The organism is Poseidonibacter lekithochrous, assembly GCF_013283835.1.
Lineage (GTDB): Bacteria > Campylobacterota > Campylobacteria > Campylobacterales > Arcobacteraceae > Poseidonibacter > Poseidonibacter lekithochrous.
Map to the genome: position 1 here is coordinate 3,199,722 of NZ_CP054052.1, position 23,808 is coordinate 3,223,529.

22 protein-coding genes, 1 pseudogene and 1 riboswitch are annotated in these 23,808 nt (G+C 27.3%); of the genes and pseudogenes, 4 read left to right on the forward strand and 19 right to left on the reverse strand.

Features of this window, described 5'->3' with window-relative positions:
* Positions 1 to 14: 14 nt before the first annotated feature.
* From murC to ALEK_RS15545, 6 genes are read right to left on the reverse strand one after another with little or no spacing between them, the layout of a single operon-like run.
* Positions 15 to 1,325 carry a UDP-N-acetylmuramate--L-alanine ligase gene (murC, locus tag ALEK_RS15520; RefSeq protein WP_071627512.1) on the reverse strand — a complete coding sequence of 437 codons (1,311 nt, stop codon included), beginning with the start codon at positions 1,323 to 1,325 and terminating at the stop codon, positions 15 to 17.
* Complete coding sequence (locus ALEK_RS15525) at positions 1,325 to 1,906, reverse strand: hypothetical protein (RefSeq protein ID WP_071627511.1); 582 nt, start codon at positions 1,904 to 1,906, stop codon at positions 1,325 to 1,327. The genes murC and ALEK_RS15525 overlap by 1 nt, the downstream gene beginning before the upstream one ends.
* Positions 1,899 to 3,029, reverse strand: a complete 1,131-nt coding sequence (locus ALEK_RS15530; RefSeq protein ID WP_071627510.1) for a succinyldiaminopimelate transaminase — start codon at positions 3,027 to 3,029, stop codon at positions 1,899 to 1,901. The genes ALEK_RS15525 and ALEK_RS15530 overlap by 8 nt, the downstream gene beginning before the upstream one ends.
* 27 nt (positions 3,030 to 3,056) lie before the next feature.
* Positions 3,057 to 4,484, reverse strand: coding sequence for a COG3400 family protein (locus ALEK_RS15535; RefSeq protein ID WP_071627509.1), 1,428 nt, complete (start codon positions 4,482 to 4,484; stop codon positions 3,057 to 3,059).
* Between the two features lie 59 nt (positions 4,485 to 4,543).
* Positions 4,544 to 6,160 carry an ATP-binding protein gene (locus ALEK_RS15540; protein ID WP_071627508.1) on the reverse strand — a complete coding sequence of 539 codons (1,617 nt, stop codon included), beginning with the start codon at positions 6,158 to 6,160 and terminating at the stop codon, positions 4,544 to 4,546.
* A 1-nt stretch (position 6,161) separates the two neighbouring features.
* A complete protein-coding gene (locus ALEK_RS15545) occupies positions 6,162 to 7,511 on the reverse strand; it encodes a TolC family protein (RefSeq protein ID WP_071627507.1) in 1,350 nt (449 codons plus the stop codon).
* 127 nt (positions 7,512 to 7,638) lie between these two features.
* Here ALEK_RS15545 and ALEK_RS15550 point away from each other — a divergent pair, with 127 nt between their 5' ends.
* A complete protein-coding gene (locus tag ALEK_RS15550) occupies positions 7,639 to 8,598 on the forward strand; it encodes a GGDEF domain-containing response regulator (protein ID WP_071627506.1) in 960 nt (319 codons plus the stop codon).
* A 63-nt stretch (positions 8,599 to 8,661) separates the two neighbouring features.
* Positions 8,662 to 9,783 (forward strand): tRNA guanosine(34) transglycosylase Tgt, encoded by a 1,122-nt coding sequence (gene tgt, locus ALEK_RS15555; protein WP_071627505.1) that lies wholly within the window; start codon positions 8,662 to 8,664, stop codon positions 9,781 to 9,783.
* 11 nt (positions 9,784 to 9,794) lie between these two features.
* Here the strand turns inward: tgt and ALEK_RS15560 are convergent, their stop codons facing one another.
* The 12 genes from ALEK_RS15560 to ALEK_RS15615 form a co-directional block, all read right to left on the reverse strand.
* Positions 9,795 to 11,297, reverse strand: a complete 1,503-nt coding sequence (locus ALEK_RS15560) for a type II and III secretion system protein family protein (RefSeq protein ID WP_071627504.1) — start codon at positions 11,295 to 11,297, stop codon at positions 9,795 to 9,797.
* Positions 11,298 to 11,306: 9 nt separating this feature from the next.
* Positions 11,307 to 11,741, reverse strand: a complete 435-nt coding sequence (locus tag ALEK_RS15565) for a hypothetical protein (protein ID WP_071627503.1) — start codon at positions 11,739 to 11,741, stop codon at positions 11,307 to 11,309.
* Complete coding sequence (locus ALEK_RS15570) at positions 11,741 to 12,925, reverse strand: hypothetical protein (RefSeq protein WP_071627502.1); 1,185 nt, start codon at positions 12,923 to 12,925, stop codon at positions 11,741 to 11,743. The genes ALEK_RS15565 and ALEK_RS15570 overlap by 1 nt, the downstream gene beginning before the upstream one ends.
* Positions 12,926 to 12,943: 18 nt before the next feature.
* On the reverse strand, positions 12,944 to 13,780 hold the full coding sequence (locus ALEK_RS15575) for a type II secretion system F family protein (RefSeq protein WP_071627501.1): 837 nt from the start codon (positions 13,778 to 13,780) through the stop codon (positions 12,944 to 12,946).
* Positions 13,780 to 14,706: a type II secretion system F family protein gene (locus ALEK_RS15580; RefSeq protein ID WP_071627500.1), complete on the reverse strand. Its 927-nt coding sequence runs from the start codon at positions 14,704 to 14,706 to the stop codon at positions 13,780 to 13,782. Before ALEK_RS15580 ends, ALEK_RS15575 begins: the two co-directional genes overlap by 1 nt.
* A gap of 3 nt (positions 14,707 to 14,709) precedes the next feature.
* Positions 14,710 to 16,308, reverse strand: a complete 1,599-nt coding sequence (locus ALEK_RS15585) for a TadA family conjugal transfer-associated ATPase (protein WP_071627499.1) — start codon at positions 16,306 to 16,308, stop codon at positions 14,710 to 14,712.
* On the reverse strand, positions 16,305 to 17,903 hold the full coding sequence (locus tag ALEK_RS15590; RefSeq protein WP_071627498.1) for a CpaE/TadZ family protein: 1,599 nt from the start codon (positions 17,901 to 17,903) through the stop codon (positions 16,305 to 16,307). The genes ALEK_RS15585 and ALEK_RS15590 overlap by 4 nt, the downstream gene beginning before the upstream one ends.
* Positions 17,904 to 17,915: 12 nt before the next feature.
* Positions 17,916 to 19,016, reverse strand: a complete 1,101-nt coding sequence (locus ALEK_RS15595) for a DUF4114 domain-containing protein (RefSeq protein ID WP_071627497.1) — start codon at positions 19,014 to 19,016, stop codon at positions 17,916 to 17,918.
* A 14-nt stretch (positions 19,017 to 19,030) separates the two neighbouring features.
* On the reverse strand, positions 19,031 to 19,465 hold the full coding sequence (locus tag ALEK_RS15600) for a prepilin peptidase (protein WP_071627496.1): 435 nt from the start codon (positions 19,463 to 19,465) through the stop codon (positions 19,031 to 19,033).
* Between the two features lie 48 nt (positions 19,466 to 19,513).
* Positions 19,514 to 19,708 carry a hypothetical protein gene (locus ALEK_RS15605; protein ID WP_071627495.1) on the reverse strand — a complete coding sequence of 65 codons (195 nt, stop codon included), beginning with the start codon at positions 19,706 to 19,708 and terminating at the stop codon, positions 19,514 to 19,516.
* A 79-nt stretch (positions 19,709 to 19,787) separates the two neighbouring features.
* A riboswitch (cyclic di-GMP riboswitch) is annotated at positions 19,788 to 19,863 on the reverse strand.
* 96 nt (positions 19,864 to 19,959) lie between these two features.
* The gene (locus tag ALEK_RS15610; protein WP_071627494.1) at positions 19,960 to 20,712 is read right to left on the reverse strand and encodes a GGDEF domain-containing protein; all 753 of its coding nucleotides are present in this window, start codon (positions 20,710 to 20,712) and stop codon (positions 19,960 to 19,962) included.
* Positions 20,709 to 21,491: an oxygen-binding di-iron domain-containing protein gene (locus ALEK_RS15615; protein WP_087148733.1), complete on the reverse strand. Its 783-nt coding sequence runs from the start codon at positions 21,489 to 21,491 to the stop codon at positions 20,709 to 20,711. The genes ALEK_RS15610 and ALEK_RS15615 overlap by 4 nt, the downstream gene beginning before the upstream one ends.
* Positions 21,492 to 21,651: 160 nt before the next feature.
* Between ALEK_RS15615 and gatC the strand changes: the two genes are divergently transcribed.
* Both gatC and ALEK_RS15625 read left to right on the forward strand, forming a co-directional pair.
* Positions 21,652 to 21,942, forward strand: a complete 291-nt coding sequence (gene gatC, locus ALEK_RS15620; RefSeq protein ID WP_071627493.1) for an Asp-tRNA(Asn)/Glu-tRNA(Gln) amidotransferase subunit GatC — start codon at positions 21,652 to 21,654, stop codon at positions 21,940 to 21,942.
* A 53-nt stretch (positions 21,943 to 21,995) separates the two neighbouring features.
* Positions 21,996 to 22,295, forward strand: a pseudogene (locus ALEK_RS15625) (arsenate reductase family protein); the annotation flags it as partial.
* 51 nt (positions 22,296 to 22,346) lie between these two features.
* Here ALEK_RS15625 and ALEK_RS15630 read toward each other — a convergent pair.
* Complete coding sequence (locus ALEK_RS15630; protein ID WP_071627492.1) at positions 22,347 to 23,711, reverse strand: class II 3-deoxy-7-phosphoheptulonate synthase; 1,365 nt, start codon at positions 23,709 to 23,711, stop codon at positions 22,347 to 22,349.
* Between the last annotated feature and the right edge of the window lie 97 nt (positions 23,712 to 23,808).

The following is a 23,808-nucleotide window of genomic DNA, read 5'->3' on the forward strand; positions in this document are numbered from 1 at the left end:
GTTAAAGTAAAAAATTAATGTCTTAATTGATAAGTAATATCTCCAGCACCAACACCTAGTATTAATCCATCTTCATAAGTTTTAACAACTTTATTATCATTGATTAATTGTACTCTTCCCTCACTTGTTTGTAGGGAATGAGCAAAAATAGGATTGTACTTTTTAAATTCTTTTTCAAAATCAATTTCTACTTTTTTCTCACCAGGAATTGTCCAAATAGGAAGAATAACTAATTCATCACATCCTTCAAAACATTTTTTGAAACCTTCTAGGTTATCAATTGTTCTTGAGTATTTGTGAGGTTGCCAAATTACAACTTTTTTAGACATCTTTTTTATTTTATCATATTCTATTACTGAATTTATTGTAGCAGAAATCTCAGTTGGATGATGTGCATAGTCATCAATAACAACTAAAGCACCATTAGCTTGAACCACATCAAATCTTTTTTTAATACCCTTATAAGATAAAAGATTCTTTCTTATAGTTTCAATATCAAGTTCATTTAAAGCAGCTAAAATAGCTAAAGAAGCATCAAGTGCTATATGAAAACCAAATCCCCAAACTTCAAATGTACCTAAATCAAGCAAATCAAACTTTGTAAAAGGTTCATTGTCTTTTAGAACATAAGTGATGTTTTGAATATCACTACTTGGATATAATTTTACGCAGTTTTCAGTATTAAATTTAATTCTATTTATATGTTTATCTTCAGCATTAATAACTCTTTTAGATGCCATATTTACAAATTTTTCATATGATCCAAAAAACTTATTTTCATCATAGTTATAATATTCCATATGTTCAGGTTCAGCATTTGTAACAATTGAACAATATGGATTTGATAATAAGAAAGATGCATCAGATTCATCTGCTTCAAAAGCAACTAAATCATTAACATATCTAAAGTTTGAGCCAAAGTCTTTTGAAATAGCTCCAATTAATGCAGAAGAGTTTAAAATAGAAGCTAAAATTGCTGTAGTTGTAGACTTTCCATGAGCACCCGCAACACAATAGTTTTTCTTATCACCTAAAATAATAGGTAAAGCTTCTTTTCTTGAAAGAGTTTTGATTTGTTTTATTCTTGATTCAATTAATTCTGGGTTTTCATCAGTTACTGCGGCTGAATAAATTACTAAATCCAAATCATCAGAGATATTAGAAGCATCTTGAGGACAAGACACTTTAATACCTTCATTTTCTAACTCTTTTGTAATTGGAGAACTTTTCATATCTGAGCCACAAACTTCGTGCCCATCATTATTTAAAAATCTAGCTAATGCTGAAAGCCCAATCCCACCTATTCCAATAAAATGTACTTTCATTAAGCGTCCAGTAAATGTTGTAAATTTTTGTATTGTGCTTCTAAAATAGCTTTATTACTTTCTAAATACTCATCTGTATTAAAATTAAAATCAACCATAAAGTATCCATATTGTTCATGAGTACTATTAGTATTCATATCAACTTGTGTTTCATAGAATTCATCTACAGATATTTTATTTGTAAGTGCAATAATTAATACATTTAAAGATTTTTCTAATAACTCATCATCAACTATATTTGCTAAAACAAAAGCTAATTCTTTTGCTCCATCAAAGTTATCAAATGACCATTTTTCAACTGCATGCTCATAAAAAGCTCTAACATAAAATAAGTTATCACCCTCTAGATTTAATTTTTCATTTTTGTTTACAATTTTTTCTACATTTTCAAATGCAGTTTTTAAAATTTCTTCATAAAGTTTATTGATTTTTTCTTCATCTAAATCTAAAACTAACATTGAATCCAAAGTTTCATACATAGCTGAAATGTTATGTTCACTTATAGATTTTTCTCTTGTTTCTTCTAAATAATTTAGAAAATCAGGGTTAGTTCTTGCTTCATTTAATTCATTTTTATCCATCAATAAAATCCTTTAATCTTGTTAATACTTCTTTTGTTTTTTCTTCGTTTTCTACTAGTGCAATTCTTACGTAACCTTTACCTTGTTCATCTCTTCCAAGGAAAGAACCAGGTAGTACTTTTACGTGTTTTTGTCTATATAATTCTCTAGTAAATTCTAATTCATCTTCAACTTCTAACCAAATATAAAATGTTGCTTGAGGAGTTTCTACTCCTAAGATTTCTTTTGCTAATTGGAAATTCTTTTTATATACAGATCTGAAATAATCAACATGTTCTTGATCATTCCATGCAGCTGCTGCTGTTACTTGTAAAGGAACAGGTGAAGCACAACCTACATAAGTTCTATATTTCATATAATCTTTTAATATTTTAGAATCCCCAGCTACAAATCCAGATCTAAGTCCAGGAGCTGAACTTCTTTTTGAAATAGAGTTCATAACTAATACATTTTTAAATTCAGGATTTCCTGCATCAATACTAGCTTCTAATAATGAAGCTGGTTTATCATTTTCATCAAAATAGATTTCTGAATAACACTCGTCATTGATTAAAATAAAATCAAATTCTAATGCTTTTTTAACCCATACAGATAATTCATCTTTTGTCATTTCAGCAGATGTAGGATTATTTGGGAAGTTTAAAATTACTAAATCACATTTTTTTAATTCTTCATCACTTAAAACAGCTTTGAAGTTATTCTCTTTTGTAAGATTAATATATATAACTTCAGCTCTACTAGCAATTGCTGCACCTTCATAGATTTGGTAAAAAGGGTTAGTAAATGCAATAGTTGGATCTTTTTTATCAAATAATGCAAATTGAGGGAAATTAAATAAAGCTTCTCTTGTTCCAAAAGTAGGAATTATTTGATCCATTTGTAAAGATACATTAAATCTTGTATCTACAAAATTAATCATTGCTTTTTTAAGCTCTGGTAATCCAGCACTTGCAGGATATTTTTGTAATGTTGAAGTTGATTCTTTTAATGTGTTTTGTATAAACTCTGGTGTTTCAAACTTTGGTTCACCAATAGTCAAAGCTGACAGTGCATACTCTTCATTAGGAACTATATCAGCTAATAATTCAGCTAATTTTTCAAAAGGGTATTTTTCAAAATTCATATAAGTTATTTCCTTTTTTAGTTTTTATTAGTCTTCAACTACTGGAATTAATAGTTGATTATATTTATTCATATCAAATGATATAAAATCTGTATTTGTATAAAGAATTTTTAAAGAGAATCTCTTCTTAAACATCTCAGCTTTTAAAGGCAAGATCTGTAGCATATTTTTCTCTTTTTTAAGCTCTCTAATTGGGTTTTCATTACTAGATATAATTTCTATTTTTTCATTGAATATTTTAGATAAATTTTCAAAGTGATCTAATAAATTTGTTTTATCTTCTTCTTCACCTATTGGGTCTAAATCAAAGATTTTTGTTTTTGTTTTAATTTGACTGGCAACATCAAATACCATAGGAGATATTTGCTCATAAGAGTGCGTATCATTTAATAAAACAACAGTACTTTTTATAGATTTTAATTTCTCTTTTCCAATTTTGAAAATAGGGATTTTGAAATCCATAATATCTTTGATGCCTTCTTTGTCTTTGAACATTTCTTGCGTTAGCATAATCATACCAATATCGAAATACCTAAAGTCTTCTTTTAGAATTTTAAAGAAACCTTTGTTTCCATAATCAATTCTTAGAACAATTGAAGAGAAGTGTCTTAACTCATCTTTAATATATTCCATAATATAAACACTTGTAGGTCTAGTAACTCGTACAATTAGTTTTTGGTTCTTTAGTCTTTGATTTAAAAACTTTGCTTCTTGAATTGCTTTTTTTACACTTTTATCATCTTGTAAATATAAATCTAAATACAAATAAATATTGTGTCCAAATGGCATAGGAAACTGACCTTGATTCTTTCCAATTGCATTATAAACTTGCATAAGAACATAAGGTTTTCCAACAACTAAAATAATATCATTTGGTTTTAATACTAAAGTAGGTTTGATTGTTAGAAGTTTTTGGTTTCTATATAAAGCAAAAATATTCCATTTTTTTTGCTCAATAGAACCTATATATCTGTAAGCATAAGAACTTCCAAAAGGAATTCTTATCTCCATAATTTCACCCTGTTTTAATCCAATATTTTGTGCAACAACAGGAATATTAGGAAGTCTCTCAACCATACCATTGGCTAAAACTTCAATTCCTTTATATACATTTACATAAGGATCTTCAACATTAATTCCCCAGTAGTCTAGAATATTCATTTGTAAATTTTGTTTATGTTCTCTGATATTTTTAATAACACTTAACATCTCATCTTTTGAGTTTAAGGCAATTAAAACTTCAGTATGAATATTTTTATCCAGTACCATGGCAAGTTTTGTTTTTGAAGTAGGATCAAACTTATAAAAAGTAAAGTTAGAAGGTTTTTGGACAGGTAAAATAACATCACTCATATAGATAACATCATAGGCATTTTCACCTGTGTTTGCATCTACAATTCTGTGCATTAACTTCTTAGCAACGATTCCATCTAAAATAATTAATATCTTTTTCATTTAGATATTATATCTTAAAAAAATTAATAGAAGATTTTACTCAAAATATATAATATTTACTAGCTATTTTCAAGGTATAAAGGCATCTCAATTACAAACTCCACACCCTCTTTTATATTCCTTGCGAAGATTCTACCTTTCATATTTTGTTCAATAATCATTTTTGACATATAAAGCCCTATTCCTGTACCTTTACCCTGCTCTTTAGTAGTAAAATATGGGTCAAAAATCTTAGGTATAATTGATTCATCAATACCTTTGGCATTATCAGAGATTACTATTATTCCCATGTCATTATTTTTTTTAAGTGATACTGTAATTTTAGGTTCTTGAATTTGTTTTTCTATCAAGGCATCCTTTGCATTAGAAAGCACATTTAATATAGCTTGTGCAAACTCATTTGGAAAACCTTTTGACTCTAATCTTTTATCTATATCAATAAAAACTTTGATATTATAATTTTTAAATGTTGAATCAATTAACTCTAAAGAACTATTCAAACTATTATCTAAAAAGAAGAACTCTTCATGTTTATTAGGTAAGAAAAAGTTTCTAAAATCATCAATTGTTTTAGACATCATCATTGTAAGATCCATAGAATCATTAACTGATTTTGCTAAAAATTCTTCATCTAATTTATTCAATTTATGTGATAACTGAATATTCTGAATAATAATTCCAAGGGCATTTAGAGGTTGTCTCCATTGGTGAGCAATATTACCAACCATTTCTCCCATAGCAGCTAATCTTGATTGGTGTAAAAGCATTTGTTCTTGCTCTCTTCTTTTTTCAATTTCAACTTTTACTTTGGTATCAAGGTTTTTATTTAATTCACTTAATTCATTAGATTTTTCACTTAATCTTTCATTTGCATGACTTAATTCTGAAGTTCTTTCATCTACTCTTTTTTCTAAGTTCTCATGGGAGTTCTTAAGCCGTACTTGAGAGCTATGTAATTGAGAAATCATATCATTAAAAGCAGATGACAACTCACCAATTTCATCATTACTTTCCACATCAACTTTTATATCTAAATTCTCAGAGGTAATTGCCGATACTGTTTCATTTAGTTTAATAATTGGGTCTGTAAATTTCTTGGCAACATAATTTGAAATAATAAAAGATAATAAAACTAAAGCAACAAATAGTAAAAAAAACTGTTTATACAAACTATCAATTTTTTGATTATATTCTTTTAGATCAAAACTAAGATGTAACCAACCCCATTGTATTCCAGAGAATTCCATAGGATAGGTATAGTGAAAAACATTCTCTTTTAAATTTGGAGAATAGATAATATCAAAGACATCTTCACTTTTTTGCATCTTTTTAAATACATCACTAATCTTATTATCAAAACTCCATAGGTCTTTTTTGATATCAAAGTATTGCTTTTCTGATTTTGCAATTATTATATTTTTAACTTTTGTATTATTTTGTAAATATTGTGTATTAAATTCAATCAAATAAGAACTATCTTCAGTGATTAAAGCATTAGTAGTACTAAAGGTAATTGTTTGAGCTAAACTTCTAGCTTCTGAATGAAGTAGTTCTAAAATAGCTCTTTTTTGAATACTAGCCCCTACAAATCCAAATACAACAATTACAAAAGTAATTCCAAAGAATAGAAGCCAAAATATCTTTCTAAATAATCTATTTTTTCTAAAATTAAACATCTTATTTCAATTCCTTTCCAAGGATTTTTTCTATTTTAGAAAGTGATACTAAATAAGTATGAATGTATTTTAAATAGTCTGCATCAACATAAGATTTTACATATTGAGAATGAATCATATCTTTAGGTTCAATAGCATCTATTTGATAAGCTCTTAAATTTAATTCTCTACTTTCCTTAGCAACTTTTTTGGCTTTTTTCAAAACCTGTATTTGTTTATATGCAATTAGTGAGTTTGTAAATTCATTTTTTATTTGTAAAGCAATACCATCTTTAAGCATCTCTTTTAATAAATAAACTTTTTTCTTTTCAAGTTTCTTTTCTTTTACATTATTTGTAGTTTTAAAACCATCAAATATTGACATTTTAGCAGCAAAACCTATATGCCATTTATCTTCTTGATTTTTATTATAAACTCCATATTCATATGAATTATATGTATGAGATGTATCAGCTAAAAAAGCTACACTAGGGTAAAAATCAGCTTTTTTTTCTTTTATTTGTTCTTCTGATATTTTTAAAATAATATCCATTTTTGAAATATCATTATTATTCTCATAAGCACTTTTTACTAAAGTATCTAAAGAATAATCCAAAGGTATAATATTATTTTTATCAAAAGTAATATTTAATTTACTATCCCAAGGTAAGCCAAGAGCATTAATTAAAGCAGATTCAACTAAGATTTTATTCGCTTCTAGTTTCGCCACAATTGATTCTATTAAAGATACAGTTACCCTTGAAGATAAGTAATCTGTTTTTTTAACATTTAAGGATTCTCCATGTTCATATAAATCTTTCGTAAGTTGTGAGATATACTGCATTTTATCTAAAGTATTTTTAGCAATATCAACTAATTGAGAAGTTAAAGCATATCCATAAAAATACTTTTTCACATCAAATACAACCTCTTCATTTGTTCTAACTATTGTATTGGCAGCAAGTAATTTATTTAGTTTTGCTTGATTAATTATAGAAGTGATTTTGCCACCAGTGTATAAAGGATAAACTAATTCTAATTTTCCTTGTACTGTATCTCTCCCATGTAATTTTACTTTAGTATCAATTGGTAAATTAGTTACAGGGAAACCAGCAGGTAAATCAATACTACCTTTCATTTCTAAATAACTATCATCATTGGCTCTTTGTCCAAGAATCATGGCATTTAATGCAGGGTAATTCGCACTTAGCGCTTTATCATATTGTACTTGTGCAATTTCAAGTGCTATTTTTGATATCTTATTTTGTTTGTTATTTTTGCTTGCAATAACGATAGCTTCATCTAATGTAATATTTTTAGTTTCAGAAAATAATGAAGTAATAAATAAGAATATAAGTATTAAATATTTCATAATAATCCTTGTGTATTCTTATAGAAGTATAACAAAATATAGATAATATTTTATATCGATTAATAATTTTTTGTTATTTTAAAGTTTACATTTGCAATAATCTAAATAGTAGATGAAAAGAGATGATATGACTAATAATATTTTAGATAACCTAACCATTTTATATGTTGAAGATGACGAAGCAATTAAAAAGAATACTATTATTACTTTAGAGTTATTAAACGCAATAATTATTGAGGCCTCTAATGGAAAAGAAGGTTTAGAAAAATTCCATGAACATATGGACAAAATAGATATTATCATTACAGATTTATCAATGCCTATTATGAATGGGCTAGATATGATAGAAGAGATTAAAAAAATCAATGATGATGTACCTACTCTTATTACAACAGCACATCAAGAAGTCTCTTATTTAAAAAAAGCCATTGAATTAAATGTTACTTCATATATTCTAAAACCTATTGATATAAGAGATATTATTACAACTGTTGCAAAAGCAATGGAACCTATTAAATTAAGACAAGAACTTATAGCTAAAAATGAAGAATTAATTGCCTTGAATAATTCACTTGAAGATAAAATAAAAGAAAGAACTAAAGAGTTAGAAAAATTAGCCTCAACTGATTTTCTAACAGGAATTAACAATAGAAGAAACTTTTTTAAATTATCAAGTGAGAATTTTGAAAATAATCAACAGAATTTATATGCGGTTATGATTGACATTGACAAGTTCAAAGATATAAATGACAAATATGGACATAATATTGGTGATGAAATTCTAAAACTAACTACAAGTACAATAAATGAAAGATTGAATGAAAATGATATTTTTGGAAGACTAGGTGGCGAAGAGTTCGCAATTGTATATGAAAGTTGCGATATAGGTCATATAAAAAAGATTGAACAAATTAGAGAAGATATAGAAAATATCAAATATGATGGTATTTCATTCACTATTAGTTTAGGTCTAGCAAAAAAAGAAGATTTTGATAAAAATATAGATGCTTTATTATCAAGAGCAGATAAAGCTTTATACGATGCAAAAGGTTCTGGAAGAAATAAACTAATCTTTAGGGAAAGATAGAGATATAATATCAACATAGTTTAGATATAATTGCGTAATTTTAATAGAAGGTTTATATAATTTATGCAATTTAAATTAGAAGCAACAAGAAACAAAGCTAGAGCAGCAACAATAACAACTGCACATAGTACTATCAAAACACCAGTATTTATGCCTGTTGGAACACAAGGTACTGTAAAAGCATTAGATGCAAATGATTTACTTTCAATGGGTGCAAAAATCATCCTTGGAAATACTTATCATTTATACTTAAGACCAGGAAGCCCACTAATTAAAAAAATGGGTGGATTACATGGTTTCTCAAAATTCCCTAATTCATTTTTAACAGATTCAGGAGGTTTCCAAGCCTTCTCTTTAAGTGATAACTCAAAACCAGATGCAAATGGTATTATGTTTAAATCACATATTGATGGAAGTAAACACTACTTTACACCAGAATCAGTATTAGATACTCAATACGAATTAGGTTCAGATATCATGATGATTTTAGATGATTTAGTAGCCTTACCAAATACTAAAGAGAGAATCAAAGAATCAATTGAAAGAACTACTGATTGGGCTAAAAAAGCTATTACTTATCATAAGTCACAACAAGAAAAAGGTATTGGTGTTGATCAAAATATCTTTGCCATTATTCAAGGTGGAACAGATAAAGAGTTTAGGGAAATTTCTGCTAAACAATTATGTGCCCTTGAAGATTATGATGGTTTTGCAATTGGTGGACTTTCAGTTGGTGAACCAAACCAAGATATGTATGAAACAGTTGAATGGACTACTCAGTTTATGCCAGAAGATAAACCAAGATACCTAATGGGTGTTGGTACTCCTGAGGATTTAATCGAAAATATTCATAGAGGTGTTGATATGTTTGATTGTGTAATGCCTACAAGAAATGCTAGAAATGGCACTTTATTCACATCTTTTGGTAGATTAAATATTAGAAATGCACAGTTCAAAGATGATGCTAGACCACTTGATGAAGAGTGTGATTGTTATACTTGTCAAAACTTTACAAGAGCATATTTAAATCACTTATTTAGAGCTGGGGAGATTACAATTAATAGATTAACTTCTATTCACAATATTCACTACTATTTAAATCTTATGACTCAATCAAGAGAAGCTATTTTAGAAGATAGATGGGATGAGTTTAGAGCAGAGTTTTATAAAAAAAGAGAGAAGTAATTCCTCTTTTTTTAATAACCTAATATCTGTCTAACTCTTTCTTGATGATTATCTTCATCTTTATTTTCAACTTTTAAAACTTTTTCTGTTTTTTGTTTTTCTAACTCTTTTTTCTTTTCATCAGCTTTTTTCTCATCATCAAATCTAAAATCAAAGTTTTTTGAAAACTTAGTTTTTTCATCTAAAAAAGTTTTTTGATTATTAGTGTTTGCATCTACAATTTCTGGTGTAATAAAAAATACTAATTCACTTTTCCCTTCTTTAAAAGCTTTACTTGTGAATAAAAATCCTAATATAGGAATATCACCTAATAGAGGTATTTTATTAACATCTTTTGAATTCTGAGAGTTTACTAATCCACCTAAAACAATTGTAGAGTTATTTCCAATTACAACATTTGTTTTAATTGATTTTTCTTTGAAACTTGGAATATCATCAACTTTATTTGCCCAATCAATTTGTGTAGATTTTGTCACAATATCTAAACTCACAAAGTTTTCATTTACTATATTTTTAGCTGTTATATCTAATTGTAATCCATAATTAATACTTTTTACTTCAGTAGTAGGAACCCCTTGATCTGTAGTTGTTTGTACCTTTAGATAAATCGTTCCACCAGCATGAAATTCAGCTTTTTTATTCTCCAAAGTTAAAAGTGTAGTTTCATCTAAAATATTAGCAACACCATTACCTTTTAGATAATTTAGGGTAAGTCCTGCATTAAAGTATTTTCCTAAATAATTCGCAGCTCCTGTTAATCCACCTGTTAGAGATACAGCATTTTTCATAATGCCATCAATTGCATCATTTACACCCTTACTTCTTTGGGCATTTACTCTATTCCAATTTGGATTTGATGTTGAATCTAAATCTTCATTATAATAAAGACCATCTTTTGTAACTACTTCCATATAGTTTTTACTAGAAACAAACCAATTATTTTTTAAATCTAAACCTTTATTATTGTTCACCTCAACAGCATATAATTTCACACGTACCATTTTATCAGGGTTTTGAAGTGTTGCTAAATCTACTAAGTCTTTATCTAATACAACTCCAGCTTTTGCAAATAAATCTAAGACCTTCTCTTTTTGTTTTTGATCTTTTACTTTTCCAGTAAGTATAATTTTTCCATTTGTTTGTTTGATTTTTAGATTAGGACTTAATATTTTTGCAACTTCAATAATATTTGCTAAGTTCTCAGTAATATTAATATCAATATGTAGTGAACTAGAATCAATAAATGTAACTAAGATATTTCCATGACCTAATTTTTTTGAAAAGACTTTTATAGCTTGAAGAGGTTTATCTTTATCATCTAAGAAGTCAACTTCAATACTCTCTTTATCACTTACTTTTATATTCATAATCATTTTCTCAAATTCAAAAACTTTGAATGAACCTTTTGCCATTGAGATATTTTTATCATATAAATTTTTATTAGTCAAAGTATTACTAAAAGATAAATTTGTCAAAACAAATAAAGCCAATAATATTTTAAATATAGTTTTCATAATCTACTCCTAGTTAAGACTTAGTGTCAAAGAACACTCTTTTTGAAATTCGCTACTCTCATTAAAAACAACAGTTTTAGAATGAACATTGTTTGCATCACCTTCTAAAAAATCATTATCCAAAGTTGCATAGATATTTACAATTACTTGTCTATTAGATACAGAAGTATCATCTACACATACTAAGTCATCACTTTCAATAGTTGCTACATGATCACCTTTAATATTATTCATTCCAGCGATAATATCATCTGTCTCTTCATTTATTGATATCATTCTTGCAGCATATTGAGATAAAGTATCTGCATTCTCATTTGCTTTTAAAGCATTTGAATAATCAATAACAAAAAAGAACATTGTTACAAAAGACATAAATATTACAATCCATAAAACAATTTGTTCAACTACTGCATTTTTTAAATTATTTACTTTTTTAGTTTTCATTATCTACCAACTTTTTTGATAGCATATTTGTAAGTAGTCTCTTTAACTACATTTTTACTAACATATAATCCATCACAAGTTTTATACCAATGATTTAGTTTCTCTATATATGGAATAATTGTATTTCTCTGAACTATTCTTTTATATGCAGATTTAGTACTTCCTTCTTCTCTTAAGTAGAATTTACTTGCAGTACCTATTAATAGTTTATTTTTAATTCCAGCACAAATCTTTTTAGGGTTTACTACAATCTCAACACTTTTTGTTTTACTATCACTATCTTTTTCATCATTTGTATAATCAATAATTGCACTTTTTCTAACAATAGTTGTTTTGGGAACATACCATTTATATTTATATACTTTAGGTTTATAAACTTTTTTTGCTGTAATGACTTTATTTTCTACAATTTTAATAGCTTCTTTAATAGGCATTTTGTCCACGGGTTCAATTTGAATAGATTCTTTTGTTTTTACCATCCATAGTTGATTGCCTTTGTTAAAATCAGAAAGAAGAGTAATTAAAACTTGTGGTTCAATATCTAATATAACCTCATCAGACTTTACATCTAATACTTCTTCTGTGATTTTCTTTTTGATTACTTTTTTTACTTTTTGTTTTGTAATAGTTTCTGATTCTGTAAATCCATTTCTAATAAAACCTAAAATCTTAATATTTTTAGATACATATTGTGTTTCATAATCAAGATATTTTCCTTTTTTATCTTGAGTACCTGCTTTTGGATATACAGAGATAATATTAATCACATCCCCTTGAACTAAAGAGTAGTTTGGATTTTTGAACATATTGAATTTCATATTGTAACTACTGTTTTTATAGTCAAGTACCTTAGCTCTACTTTTTTCAATTTTTGTATTTAGTTTTTGTTTTAAGAAAACCTCATTTTTATAGATTCTCTCTTTTGTATATTTACCAAGAATTTCGCTTTTTAATAAGGGTTTATTTAATATGAATTGTTTTGCAACTTTTGTTTTTGCTAGATGACTAACTGTTAATAAAGTATTTCTTTTTATATCATCTTTAGCTATAAAAATTGTAACTAACTGGTTTTTACTTTTCATAACTTTTTTGTTTTTATTATAAAAATAAAATGCTGCACCTACTGCTGAAAACAGTAAAGAGGCTAGTATTAATATAATTATAATTTGTCTATTTAATTGCATATCTTGTCCTTATTAAATTTATATTCCCATTGTTAGTGTTCCACCCATAATTGGGAATACAACAAATGCCCCAAATGCAGGTAAAACAAACAAGAAGATTATCAACATTAAATACATATTTAAAGTATTTACTTTCCCTTTGATTTTATAAAACTTAGTTTTTCTCATTTCATCAGATTGCATAGCAAAGATATTCTTCACCCCAATTCCTGTTTCTTCACTAAGTATTAAAAAATCAATAATTTTATCAAGCTCTTTACTATCAACTCTATTTTTTAGATTTTCATAAGCTACTTTTGTAGAGTAGTTTGTCATTTCATACTCTAAAATAGAAATCTCTTTTAATAACTCTGGATCAATAATTCCTTGAGCTCTTCGTGATACTTCAAAAAAGGCATTTTTTAAACTACCCCCTGCTTCTAAAATTACATTTACTAAATCAAGAAATATTCCTAAGTCTCTATCTATTTTTTCAATTCTTTCAGCTTTTGAAATACCTAAATACATTTTCCCACCAAAAACAATACATAAAACACCAACTACTACACTAATAATTCCTACCATCATTGAGAAAATAAAAGGTAACACACCCATAATAATTAAACCAATCAAAGCAAATAATAATCTAGCTTCTATATACTCTTTATAAGTAATACCTGCTTGGATTAGTTTTATGGTTAAATCATTATTCTTTTTCTTTGTATGTTGTTCTTCTATAATTGCTTTATTATCTAGTTTTGATAATAAAACAATATTTTGTTGTTGTTTTTTTCTTTGTATTAAAAGTAAAACAACAAGAATAAGAACCCCTAATAACAAAGGAGTTAAAGTATAAGTCATTAATGTAGTATTCATTATTTTATCTTTGTTAATAAACTATTTATAAAAAGCCCAAAGGCAACCCAAACAATAATAAAAAACATTTGTAGTTTTCCAGTATCGCTACCAAAGAAATGTGCATTAAGAGAATTATTTAAAGCATTATTCATCATTAAATATGTAAATACAATAAGAGCAATAATCATATATGTTCCTACTTTTATCTCTTTTGTTGAAGATGTAATCTCTTGTTTAATCTCTCCTTGGTCATGTAATGTTTTTCGCAGTTTCTCTAAAGTATTAGAAAACTTCCCACCAGATTTTCTACCAATAGAAATAGTTAGGTAAAAGATTCTAAGTTCTCTTGATTCAACAAGTTTAAACATCTTCTCAAAACACTTATCTTCACCAATTACTGATTTCTCATTAATATAAATATTAAATATTTTTTGTGCTAGTTTAGATTTTGAAGTAATAATTGATTTTTTTAAAGCTTGTTCAAACCCAACCCCACTTTTCATCATACTTGTTACTTTGTCGATAATCTCTTTTAGTGAAAAATTAAACTCTTCTTCTCTTACCTTTATGATTTTTACTAAAAATAAATAAGGGAAAAACATAAAAATAAACAAAGTACAAACGAATATGATTTTTGATTTGGCAACTAAAAAGATAAAAGAACTAGCAAGTATTCCAAAACCAATACATATAAATATAAAAATATATTCAGCCCCATTAGCTGTAAAGCCAGCAAATCTAAGTTTCTTTCTTAACCATGATGTTTCAGCATCAAAATTATTATCCGTTCTATTTTTATCTAAGATCTTGCTATTAGTATTAATTAAAGTATTAATGATTATCTTTTGTTGGTTCATTTTTATATAAAATGAATATAAATAAAAAGATAATACAACTAATAAAATAGGTATTACTACAATAAAAAATAGAACTAAAGAATCCATGACTTACTCTTTTCTCATTTTTTGGAAATGTGGCCATTTATGTAGAAGTTGAGAATCTCTATCTAAGAATACATCTAAATATTCGTCTTTCCATCCACACATAACAGAAGGTAAATCTGTTTCAAGAGCTTCGATTAACATTGACTTTGGCATATCAAAGTTTGGATCAAATACTCTTTTATCAATATCAACTCCAAACATATTCATCTGATCAATTGTTCTTGTTGGAGTAGCTAGGGTTTGAAATTCCCCTTTTGTTTTTTTCATATCACTTGTATCTCTTTTAAATTCAAATACATTATTAAGAGCAACTACTCCATTATCTTCCATTCGTCTCTCAATCTCAGATACTGTAATCAGTTTTCTAGTACCATCTGGGAATCTAACTAATTGAATAATCACATCAATTGCAGATACCATTTGTGTTCTAATAAAATTAATATTAGCACTTGGTCGTGCTTCTAGATACATATTCTCAATTCTTACTAATGCTTCTTTTGTATTATCAGCATGAACTGTAGTCATTGAACCTGGATGCCCTGTATTCATGGCATTTAACATTACTACAATCTCAGGTCCTCTACACTCACCTACAATAATTCTTCTTGGACTTGATCTAAGGGCTGATCTTAATAAGTAATCTAAAGTAATAGCACCTTTACCTTCTTCATTTGGCATTCTTGCTTCATAAGATCTAATTGAATGACATGGCATTTGAGGTTGCATCTCTTTTGTATCTTCAATAACCATTAATTGTTCATTTCCATCTACAAATCTAGTTAATGCATTTAAAAATGTAGTTTTACCACTTGATGTACCACCAGAGACAATAATATTACATTTTCCTTTTGCAGCTTTTACTAGGAAATATGCCATTTTCATATCCATTTGCCCTGAGTCTATTAACATTTCTAAAAGTAAAGGGATTTCATTAAACTTTCTTATAGTTACACATGAACCATCATTAGCAGCAATTGGTGGGATTTGAACTTCTACTCTTGAACCATCATTTAATTTACTTGAAATAATAGGATGTGCTTCATCAATTTTTCTATTATTCTCAGCAAGCATTTTGTCAATAATTTTTCTTAATTCATCTTCACTTCTAAAAGAAAATGGAGTCTCTTCTGTTTTACCTTTATAAATAATGTCAATATAGTCTTTCGTATTTACAATAACATCATTCAATCCATCTTTTGCTAGATTAAAAATTGTAGAAATATGCCCATATCCAACAATATTATTAATAACTAACTCTTTAATATCATCTAAATGTTCTCTTTTTAAAGTTCTAACTTCATTATTAAAAGAGGAAATAAACTCGGGTAAAACCTCTTCTAAACTCTCTTTTGTAATTTTTTGGTCTGATTTTAGATTCATTAAGAAACTATCATTAATTCGTAAAGCCAAATCATATAACTCTTTATTTGTATATATATCTGAGAATTCAAGTTCAGAATTCACTACTTGTTTTTTAACTTTATTGATTTTTTCTTTTGTTTCTTCAATTTCATCAACTTCAACTACATCATTAATAATCTCATCTTTTAAGGTAATTGAGTTAGTTTCTTGATCTTCAATTAAGTCTCTTAAATTTCTCATTTTTTACTCTTTTTAAACATAGTAGAAAACCAGCTTTCTTTCTTTTTCACTTCTTTTAAATCTTTATTGTAAAAACTTTTTGATTCTAATATAGAGTCAAGCTTTTTAATAAATAAAGACTCTTTTGCTTTTTGGCTAGCTAATTCACAATAAGTCCAACATTTCCCTAAACTTTGGTAATCATTTGGAATTTTAAAATCATCAAATTGGATTTTATCATCACTATTCATATTTAATATTGAAGTAACATCCCCAACTGAAATTGCATTTTGTGAATCATATCTATTTACAATAAATGATATTTTCTCTTTTAATCCAGCTCTTTTCATTAGAGAATAAAATGTTTTAACTTTTGTAATATGTGGTAAGTTCATCTCTGTTACTAACCATAATTCATTTACAATATCATAAATAGTTGATTTTAAATTTGAAGCATCAGCAATACCAACATCTATAATTATAAAGTTAAAATAATCACTTGAAGAAGAAATATATTCTAGAAGTTTTTCTATAAAAATATCTTTTTCTATATACTCTTTATCAATATGTTTTTGAATTCCAGTAATACAATAGAAATTCTCTCTTATTTTATGTAAACCATTTTCAAGATTATTCTCCAAATGGAATTCACTTGTGTTAATTAAATCAATAATAGTTTTTTCAGGTAAAGGATTATTCTCTAAAAATAGATTACTTATTGCTTTTGTTGTTGATAAATCAATATATAAAATATTTTTATCTGGTAATTTTGTAGCTAATAAATCCGACATATTCATAGCAATTGTTGTAGTTCCAATTCCCCCAGAAATACCACTCAAAGCTAAAATTTTATTCCCATATTTATTTTTATTAATTAGATTATTTCTTGTATTTACAATAATTGATTTAATATTCTCAGCTTTAAATTCATTTATTGGAATATAGTTTTGAATTCCTAATTTTCCACAATACATTGATAAATAGTGGTCATTTGGACCAATTACAATAATAAGTTCATTTAGATGTTTTATAGAGTTCTCATAATTTTTTATACTTTTTTCGTCATCAATTAAATATACAATAATATGTTTTGTATCTTTAGATTTTATTTCACTTAAATGTTTTTCAATACTTGTATCAATAAACACATCAACATTAAAAAGCCCCTCTAGTCCAGCTTTTAGATTTTTTGCAAACACATCTAATTGTTCATCATGGAATAAATAGATATTAAATGAAATATCAGAACCTAATAGTTTTTTTTCTAATTCTCTTTGAAATTCTAAATATTTTCTAATTTTTTTAAGTAGCTTTCTCAAAATAGCAGTTGATTTTAGTTTTTCATAAAGTACAATATACCCATACACTATTTTATTTTTTCTAAGTACTAATTTATAGCTTTTATTTTTAACTTGAGGTTCTTCAACTCTTTCACCATCTTTTGTAATAGTAAATTTATAAAAGAAATCATTGTATTCATAATTATATTTATAATATGAAATCTTTTCTAAATTGGCTAAATCAGTGAATAACTCTAACATCTCAAATATTTGATTATGAATATGAGAGTTTTCTTTATTTAATTCTAGTTTTTTTTCAAAGTCATCTAAAGTCATATTTTTTCCTATTTATGGTGAAACATCAATGCCATCTTCAATGTCCACAGTATCTACACTTCGAGGAACTCTCACTTTTGTAGTATCTAAATTAATATCATTAAAATCTTTATCTCCACCATTTGGTAAATCTTCCATTGTAATAATATATTCATCATTTGGATCATTTGCAAAATCTATATCATTAGTAGCAGCATAAGTAACCCAATCATCCCAGTTAGCATCTCTAGTACTATATTCTCTACATCTTCCTCTTCTATATCGTGAACAATATGTAATATCTTGGGATACATATTGTTTATATAAATCAAAATATGTTTTTCCAACCTCATGCATATGATCATAACCATCATCAGTATTAAACTCCGTATCTTGAAAATAGACATCTCCTGAGTCAATATTTTCATCAATATTTACAGAAGGTATTTCTCCTTCACATCCATTAATTGATATTGAACTATTTAAAGTACTTGTTCTATTACCAAATCTATCGTAACCATCAGGGATAATAAAAAATCGAGTATCAAGGTTAGTATATGAACCAAGTTCATCCCCTACTTCATGGTCTTCTTTATTTACTAAAACTAAAGCAGGATTAGAAAAACATCTACTATCATCTAATTCATAAGTACCAATCATATTGTGATAACCAGCATTTGAACCACCATATCTCATAACAATAGAAATAATGTCTGATTCATCTTTTGTAACATATTCTGTCCAATTAACAGAAGGTAAATTAAACTCATCTTTATCAATAAATTTAAACCAAAAGTTATCTTGTTTATATCCTGCAATTGTTGAAGTAACTACATTTGGTAAACCATCTGCATCTAAATCTCTCCAAACATATGAGATAAAATTGTTATCAATTAATTCTTGTCCTATTTTTGTTTCACTAAGTATGTCATTAGCGATAACTTCAGCAGCTTCCATATCTTCATTATACATATAATGTTTTGCTAAAGCTCTAGTTGTAAGTTTAGTAATTTCTTGAAGTTTAACAGCCTTATTTCTAGCTTCATATTCATCTGAAACTGTTGCTCCAAATATTACAAGAGAAGCAAATAAGAAAAAGCCTAACATGATTTGATCAATAAATGCTTTTTTCATTTTTACTCCCTTGTCTATTTTAATGGGTATAAGTCAGCTAAAACTAGAAGTTCCACTATAACCACAGCTAAAAACATCATTGGAACCATTGGGGCAATCTTTTTCTTTCTTATTTGTTGCATATACAAAAGTAATAAACTTTGTAAAATACCAGTAATAAGTAAAAATAAAGCAAAAGATTTTAGAGGTAAAAATAATGCCACTAACATCATATATTTTATATCTCCGCCACCTAAAATAATATTTCTATTTATAAGCATAATTGCACAAAAAAAGATTAGTACAACTAAGGGTAAAACAATAGAACTTATATATATTTTCGAGTCTAAAAATCCAAAAGTTAAAAGCATAATACTCATAGTAATCACAAGGTCATTGGGAACTAAAAACTTTTTGAAGTCAGTGTAAGATAAGAACAAAGAAAATATATAAAAACTTATTGAAAACATAATTGCCCCTTTGGGCTAAACGTAATAAAAGAGTAGATAACTACTCTTTTATTCAGAAGAAGAACTTGTAACTTCACCGATTTTTGAACTTGCAGCAGTTTTAACACCATCAGTTTCAGTTCCAACCCAAGTATTTAAACCAACAACAGCTCCAACACCAACAATAACTAATAACAATGTAACTAGGATTTTATCCATCGCACCTTTTTCGTTTTTTAATCTTCTTTTTAAAAAATTTAGCATAGTATGCTCCTTAAATAAAGTAATGTAATAACAATAAAATAATTTTGTTGAACATGTAGTTGCAGTGTTATATAGTAAGTGGTGCAACCCGGCTATCTTCAACAAGACCCGTGGCTTTCCGTCCCTACCTCGCGATAGGTTTGGCTAGTCAAATATTCATTTGTTATAGTAATTGTTACACATATAAGCTTAAGTGTAACTTAATTTTAAAAGCTTATTTTTAAGAAATAACTTTTTATAGTCAAAGGTTTTTATATAGAAATAGTGACCTTATTTCTTCCATTTTCTTTTGATATATATAGATTATCGTCAGCTGTTTTAAACACCTCTTCTATTAATAAATCTTTATCTTTAAATACAATTCCACCAATAGAAACACTCAAGAAATTATGAGGGTTCTTTTCATGGTTAATTTCTAGAGAATAGATACTTTTTCTTATTGCATTTCCTAAGGTTTCAATCTCTTTAAAGTCATGAAAACAGCTTATGTAAACGAACTCCTCTCCTCCATATCTAAATACAAAATCATTAGCTCTTCTAGCAAATTTATTAAGTACTTTACCTACAGCTTTTAAAGCTTCATCCCCAGCTCTATGACCATAAAAATCATTGTACTTTTTGAAGTAATCTATATCAATTATTAAGAAGTTAAATTCATAATTTTGTCTTTTTGCTCTATTAAATTCTTGTGCAAAAATCTCATCAAAACTTCTTCTATTTCTAAGATTTGTTAAGGCATCAGTTGTTGATAATTCTTCTAATAATCTTAGATTTTTCTCTAATTGTTTATTAATATTTTCTAATTCACTAGTTCTTTCACTAACTAAATCCTCTAACTTATTATTAATATCTCTTAGATTTTTGTCTTTTTCTTCTAGTTTTTTAATTAATACATCATAATTTGTTTTAATTGAAGTAAATTGAGATAATGATTGTTCCATTAATTTTAGTTTTCTACTTAGGACCTTATTCTCTTTTTTATACTCTTCAAGTGTTTCTATCAATAGATATCTCCATAAATAATATCAGTACCACATTTTAGGTTTCTTAGATACTCAAGTGCGTTTAAAACATAGTTTTTATTAATAATTGAACCATGTTGAGGCAAAATTGCATTTATTTCTTTGTGCTCGATTTTTGATACAAAACCTCTAGCAGCTATATTTGAAGCCATATAATCTATATGGAATAAATTCATATTATTAATATGTTCATCAAAATCTTTTACTACTAATTCCCAATTTATATCTAGTGCAGCCCAAATATCACCAGATAATAAAAATTGTGAACTTCTATCATATGTTACAAAGGCACCGGGGAAATGTAAGAATGGAGCTTCTATAAATTCTAATTGTCGTCCATTTGAGAATTCATGTACTGGATTTTGATTTACACTTACGTAGTTATAATCTTCTTTTCCATAATGAGGTAATAATACATTTGTTCTATCACTTGAATAAATTGTAATATCTTCTTTATAATCTAACCAATCAACCATTGATGCTGATACATCTGGATCTTGGTGACATAAAATAAGACCTTTTATATTTTCTTTTGAAACTACTTCTAAAGCTCTTGATTTTACTTGTTCAAAAAACCCCCTACTTCCTGGATCAACAATCAGTGCTTCATCCCCTGCTTTAATTAGATATACATTACATCTAAAAGCTGTTTCATTATCAATTCCTAACCAATATATCGTGTAATCACCATCTTCAAAAAGGGGAGTTACCACCTCTAAATCAATCTGTTCACCTAAATAAGAATCTATCAGGTTTATCATTTATATCTCTCCTAATATATACAAATATTTTCTGCTTTCTATAACTAATTATATAACAAGTAAGATAATAAGCCCCACTTATTACAATCTTTTTTTTCTTAATCCCACACAAAACTCTTTTTTGATATAATCACGAATATATAAATAAACAAGGAATATTATGACTGTAGATGATAACTTAATTGCAAAATTATCAAAACTATCTAGTTTAGAAATTGATGAGGCAAAAAAAGAGAATCTTAAATCTGAACTTGCTGATATTATTAACTTTGTTGAAAATCTAAATGAAATTGATGTATCAAGTATAGAAGCTACATTTAATACTGTTGAGGGTGGAACACCATTAAGAGAAGATGTTGCTAAACAAGATTTAGAACTTTCAAGTCACATTATGAGTAATGCTCCAAAAAGTGAAGATGGGTACTTTGTAGTACCAAAAATTATAGAATAGGAAATATTAACATGATTAAGGTTTATGGAATAAAAACCTGAGACTCTGTTAGAAAAGCCTTAAGGTTTTTTAAGGACAACAACATTGAAGTAGAATTCTCTGATACAAAAAAAGAGATTCCAACTTCTGATTCTATCAAGTCTTGGTGTGATAAAGCTGGTATTGATTTAGTTTTCAATAACAGAGGAACGAAATATAGAACTCTAAAATTAAAAGAATTAAATTTAGATGATGAAGGTAAAGTAGAATGGTTATGTAAAGAACCAATGCTTTTAAAAAGACCTATTATTGAAGCAGCTGATGATGTAGTTGTAGGATTTAATGAAGATAATTATAAAGAGAAATTTTTATAAAAAAAAGGGGAAGTTTTAATAACTTCCCCTTTTTTTATGCCAAAGATATAATTATACGATTATATCTTTTCTAGCTTCTTTTAATGTATCTGCAATCATAAATGATAACTCTAAAGCTTGATCAGCATTTAATCTTGGATCACATTGAGTATTATATCTAGACGCTAAACCTTCTTGAGTAATAGCAGAACTAGCACTTCCTGTACACTCAGTAACATCTTGTCCAGTCATTTCTAAGTGAATACCACCAGCGTAAGTTCCCTCAGCTCTGTGGATTTGGAAGAATTTCCTAACTTCACTTAATACTGCTTCAAAATCTCTAGTTTTGTAACCATTATCAGCTTTGATAGTATTTCCATGCATTGGGTCTGATGACCATAATACATTTTTACCTTCTTTTTTAACTCTTGCTAATAATTTAGGGAAATGATCTTCAATTTTATTTGCACCCATTCTAACAATAAGATTTAATCTTCCTGCTTCATTTTCTGGGTTTAAAGTATCAATTAATTGGATTAATTCGTCTTCTTTCATAGAAGGTCCTACTTTACAACCAATAGGGTTTTTAATACCTCTAAAGTACTCAATATGAGCATCTTTTAAGTCTCTTGTTCTATCACCTATCCATAACATATGTGCAGCACAATTGTACCAGTCACCAGAAATAGAATCTTTTCTAGTTAATGCTTGTTCATAGTTTAATAGTAGTGCTTCATGAGAAGTAAATAGTGTAGTTTGATTTAGTTGAGCAGTATTCTCACTAGTAATTCCACATGCTTTCATAAAGTTTAATGATTCAGTAATCTTAGATGCAATTTCTTCATATTTTGAACCTAATTCATTATCTTTTACAAAGTCTAAGTTCCATGATTGAACGCTATTTAAATCAGCCATTCCACCTCTTGAGAAGGCTCTTAAAAGGTTCATTGTTGCAGCACTTTGATTATATGCTTTTAATAATCTTTTTGATTTAGGATTTCTAGATTTTTCTGTAAAGTCAATATCATTAATAATATCTCCTCTATATGAAGGTAAAGAAATACCATTTATCTCTTCAAAATCAGCAGATCTTGGTTTTGCAAATTGTCCTGCAACTCGTCCAACTTTTACTACAGGACATCCACCTGAGAAAGTTAAAACAACTGCCATTTGCATCATAACTTTAAATAAATCTTTAATATTATTCGCATTAAATGAAGTGAATGATTCAGCACAGTCTCCACCTTGTAAAAGAAAAGCTTTTCCATTTACAACATCCGCTAATTGATTTTTTAAACTTAATGCTTCACCAGCAAAAATTAAAGGTGGATATGAACTTAATTCATTCTCTACTTTCTTTAATTTTTCTAAGTCATTATAAGTTGGTTGTTGCTTGATTGGGAAATCTCTCCAACTACTTGGATTCCAAGTTTTCATTTATTTGCCTTTTAATTTTATTTAATAATGGAAGATTTTATCGAAAAGTTACTTAATTGGAGAAAGTTTTTTTGTTGCTAATTTGTAATATTTGAGA

Coding starts and splice junctions, on each gene's coding strand:
- ALEK_RS15615 (WP_087148733.1), bottom strand. CDS start 21,491: ATGATAAACCTGATAGATTCTTATTTAGGTGAACAGATTGATTTAGAG.
- ALEK_RS15530 (WP_071627510.1), bottom strand. CDS start 3,029: ATGAATTTTGAAAAATACCCTTTTGAAAAATTAGCTGAATTATTAGCT.
- ALEK_RS15630 (WP_071627492.1), bottom strand. CDS start 23,711: ATGAAAACTTGGAATCCAAGTAGTTGGAGAGATTTCCCAATCAAGCAA.
- ALEK_RS15595 (WP_071627497.1), bottom strand. CDS start 19,016: ATGAAAAAAGCATTTATTGATCAAATCATGTTAGGCTTTTTCTTATTT.
- ALEK_RS15565 (WP_071627503.1), bottom strand. CDS start 11,741: ATGAAAACTAAAAAAGTAAATAATTTAAAAAATGCAGTAGTTGAACAA.
- ALEK_RS15585 (WP_071627499.1), bottom strand. CDS start 16,308: ATGAGAAATTTAAGAGACTTAATTGAAGATCAAGAAACTAACTCAATT.
- ALEK_RS15570 (WP_071627502.1), bottom strand. CDS start 12,925: ATGCAATTAAATAGACAAATTATAATTATATTAATACTAGCCTCTTTA.
- ALEK_RS15535 (WP_071627509.1), bottom strand. CDS start 4,484: ATGAAAAAGATATTAATTATTTTAGATGGAATCGTTGCTAAGAAGTTA.
- ALEK_RS15590 (WP_071627498.1), bottom strand. CDS start 17,903: ATGACTTTAGATGACTTTGAAAAAAAACTAGAATTAAATAAAGAAAAC.
- gatC (WP_071627493.1), top strand. CDS start 21,652: ATGACTGTAGATGATAACTTAATTGCAAAATTATCAAAACTATCTAGT.
- tgt (WP_071627505.1), top strand. CDS start 8,662: ATGCAATTTAAATTAGAAGCAACAAGAAACAAAGCTAGAGCAGCAACA.
- ALEK_RS15550 (WP_071627506.1), top strand. CDS start 7,639: ATGACTAATAATATTTTAGATAACCTAACCATTTTATATGTTGAAGAT.
- ALEK_RS15580 (WP_071627500.1), bottom strand. CDS start 14,706: ATGGATTCTTTAGTTCTATTTTTTATTGTAGTAATACCTATTTTATTA.
- ALEK_RS15560 (WP_071627504.1), bottom strand. CDS start 11,297: ATGAAAACTATATTTAAAATATTATTGGCTTTATTTGTTTTGACAAAT.
- ALEK_RS15575 (WP_071627501.1), bottom strand. CDS start 13,780: ATGAATACTACATTAATGACTTATACTTTAACTCCTTTGTTATTAGGG.
- ALEK_RS15605 (WP_071627495.1), bottom strand. CDS start 19,708: ATGCTAAATTTTTTAAAAAGAAGATTAAAAAACGAAAAAGGTGCGATG.
- ALEK_RS15540 (WP_071627508.1), bottom strand. CDS start 6,160: ATGTTTAATTTTAGAAAAAATAGATTATTTAGAAAGATATTTTGGCTT.
- ALEK_RS15545 (WP_071627507.1), bottom strand. CDS start 7,511: ATGAAATATTTAATACTTATATTCTTATTTATTACTTCATTATTTTCT.
- ALEK_RS15600 (WP_071627496.1), bottom strand. CDS start 19,465: ATGTTTTCAATAAGTTTTTATATATTTTCTTTGTTCTTATCTTACACT.
- murC (WP_071627512.1), bottom strand. CDS start 1,325: ATGAAAGTACATTTTATTGGAATAGGTGGGATTGGGCTTTCAGCATTA.
- ALEK_RS15525 (WP_071627511.1), bottom strand. CDS start 1,906: ATGGATAAAAATGAATTAAATGAAGCAAGAACTAACCCTGATTTTCTA.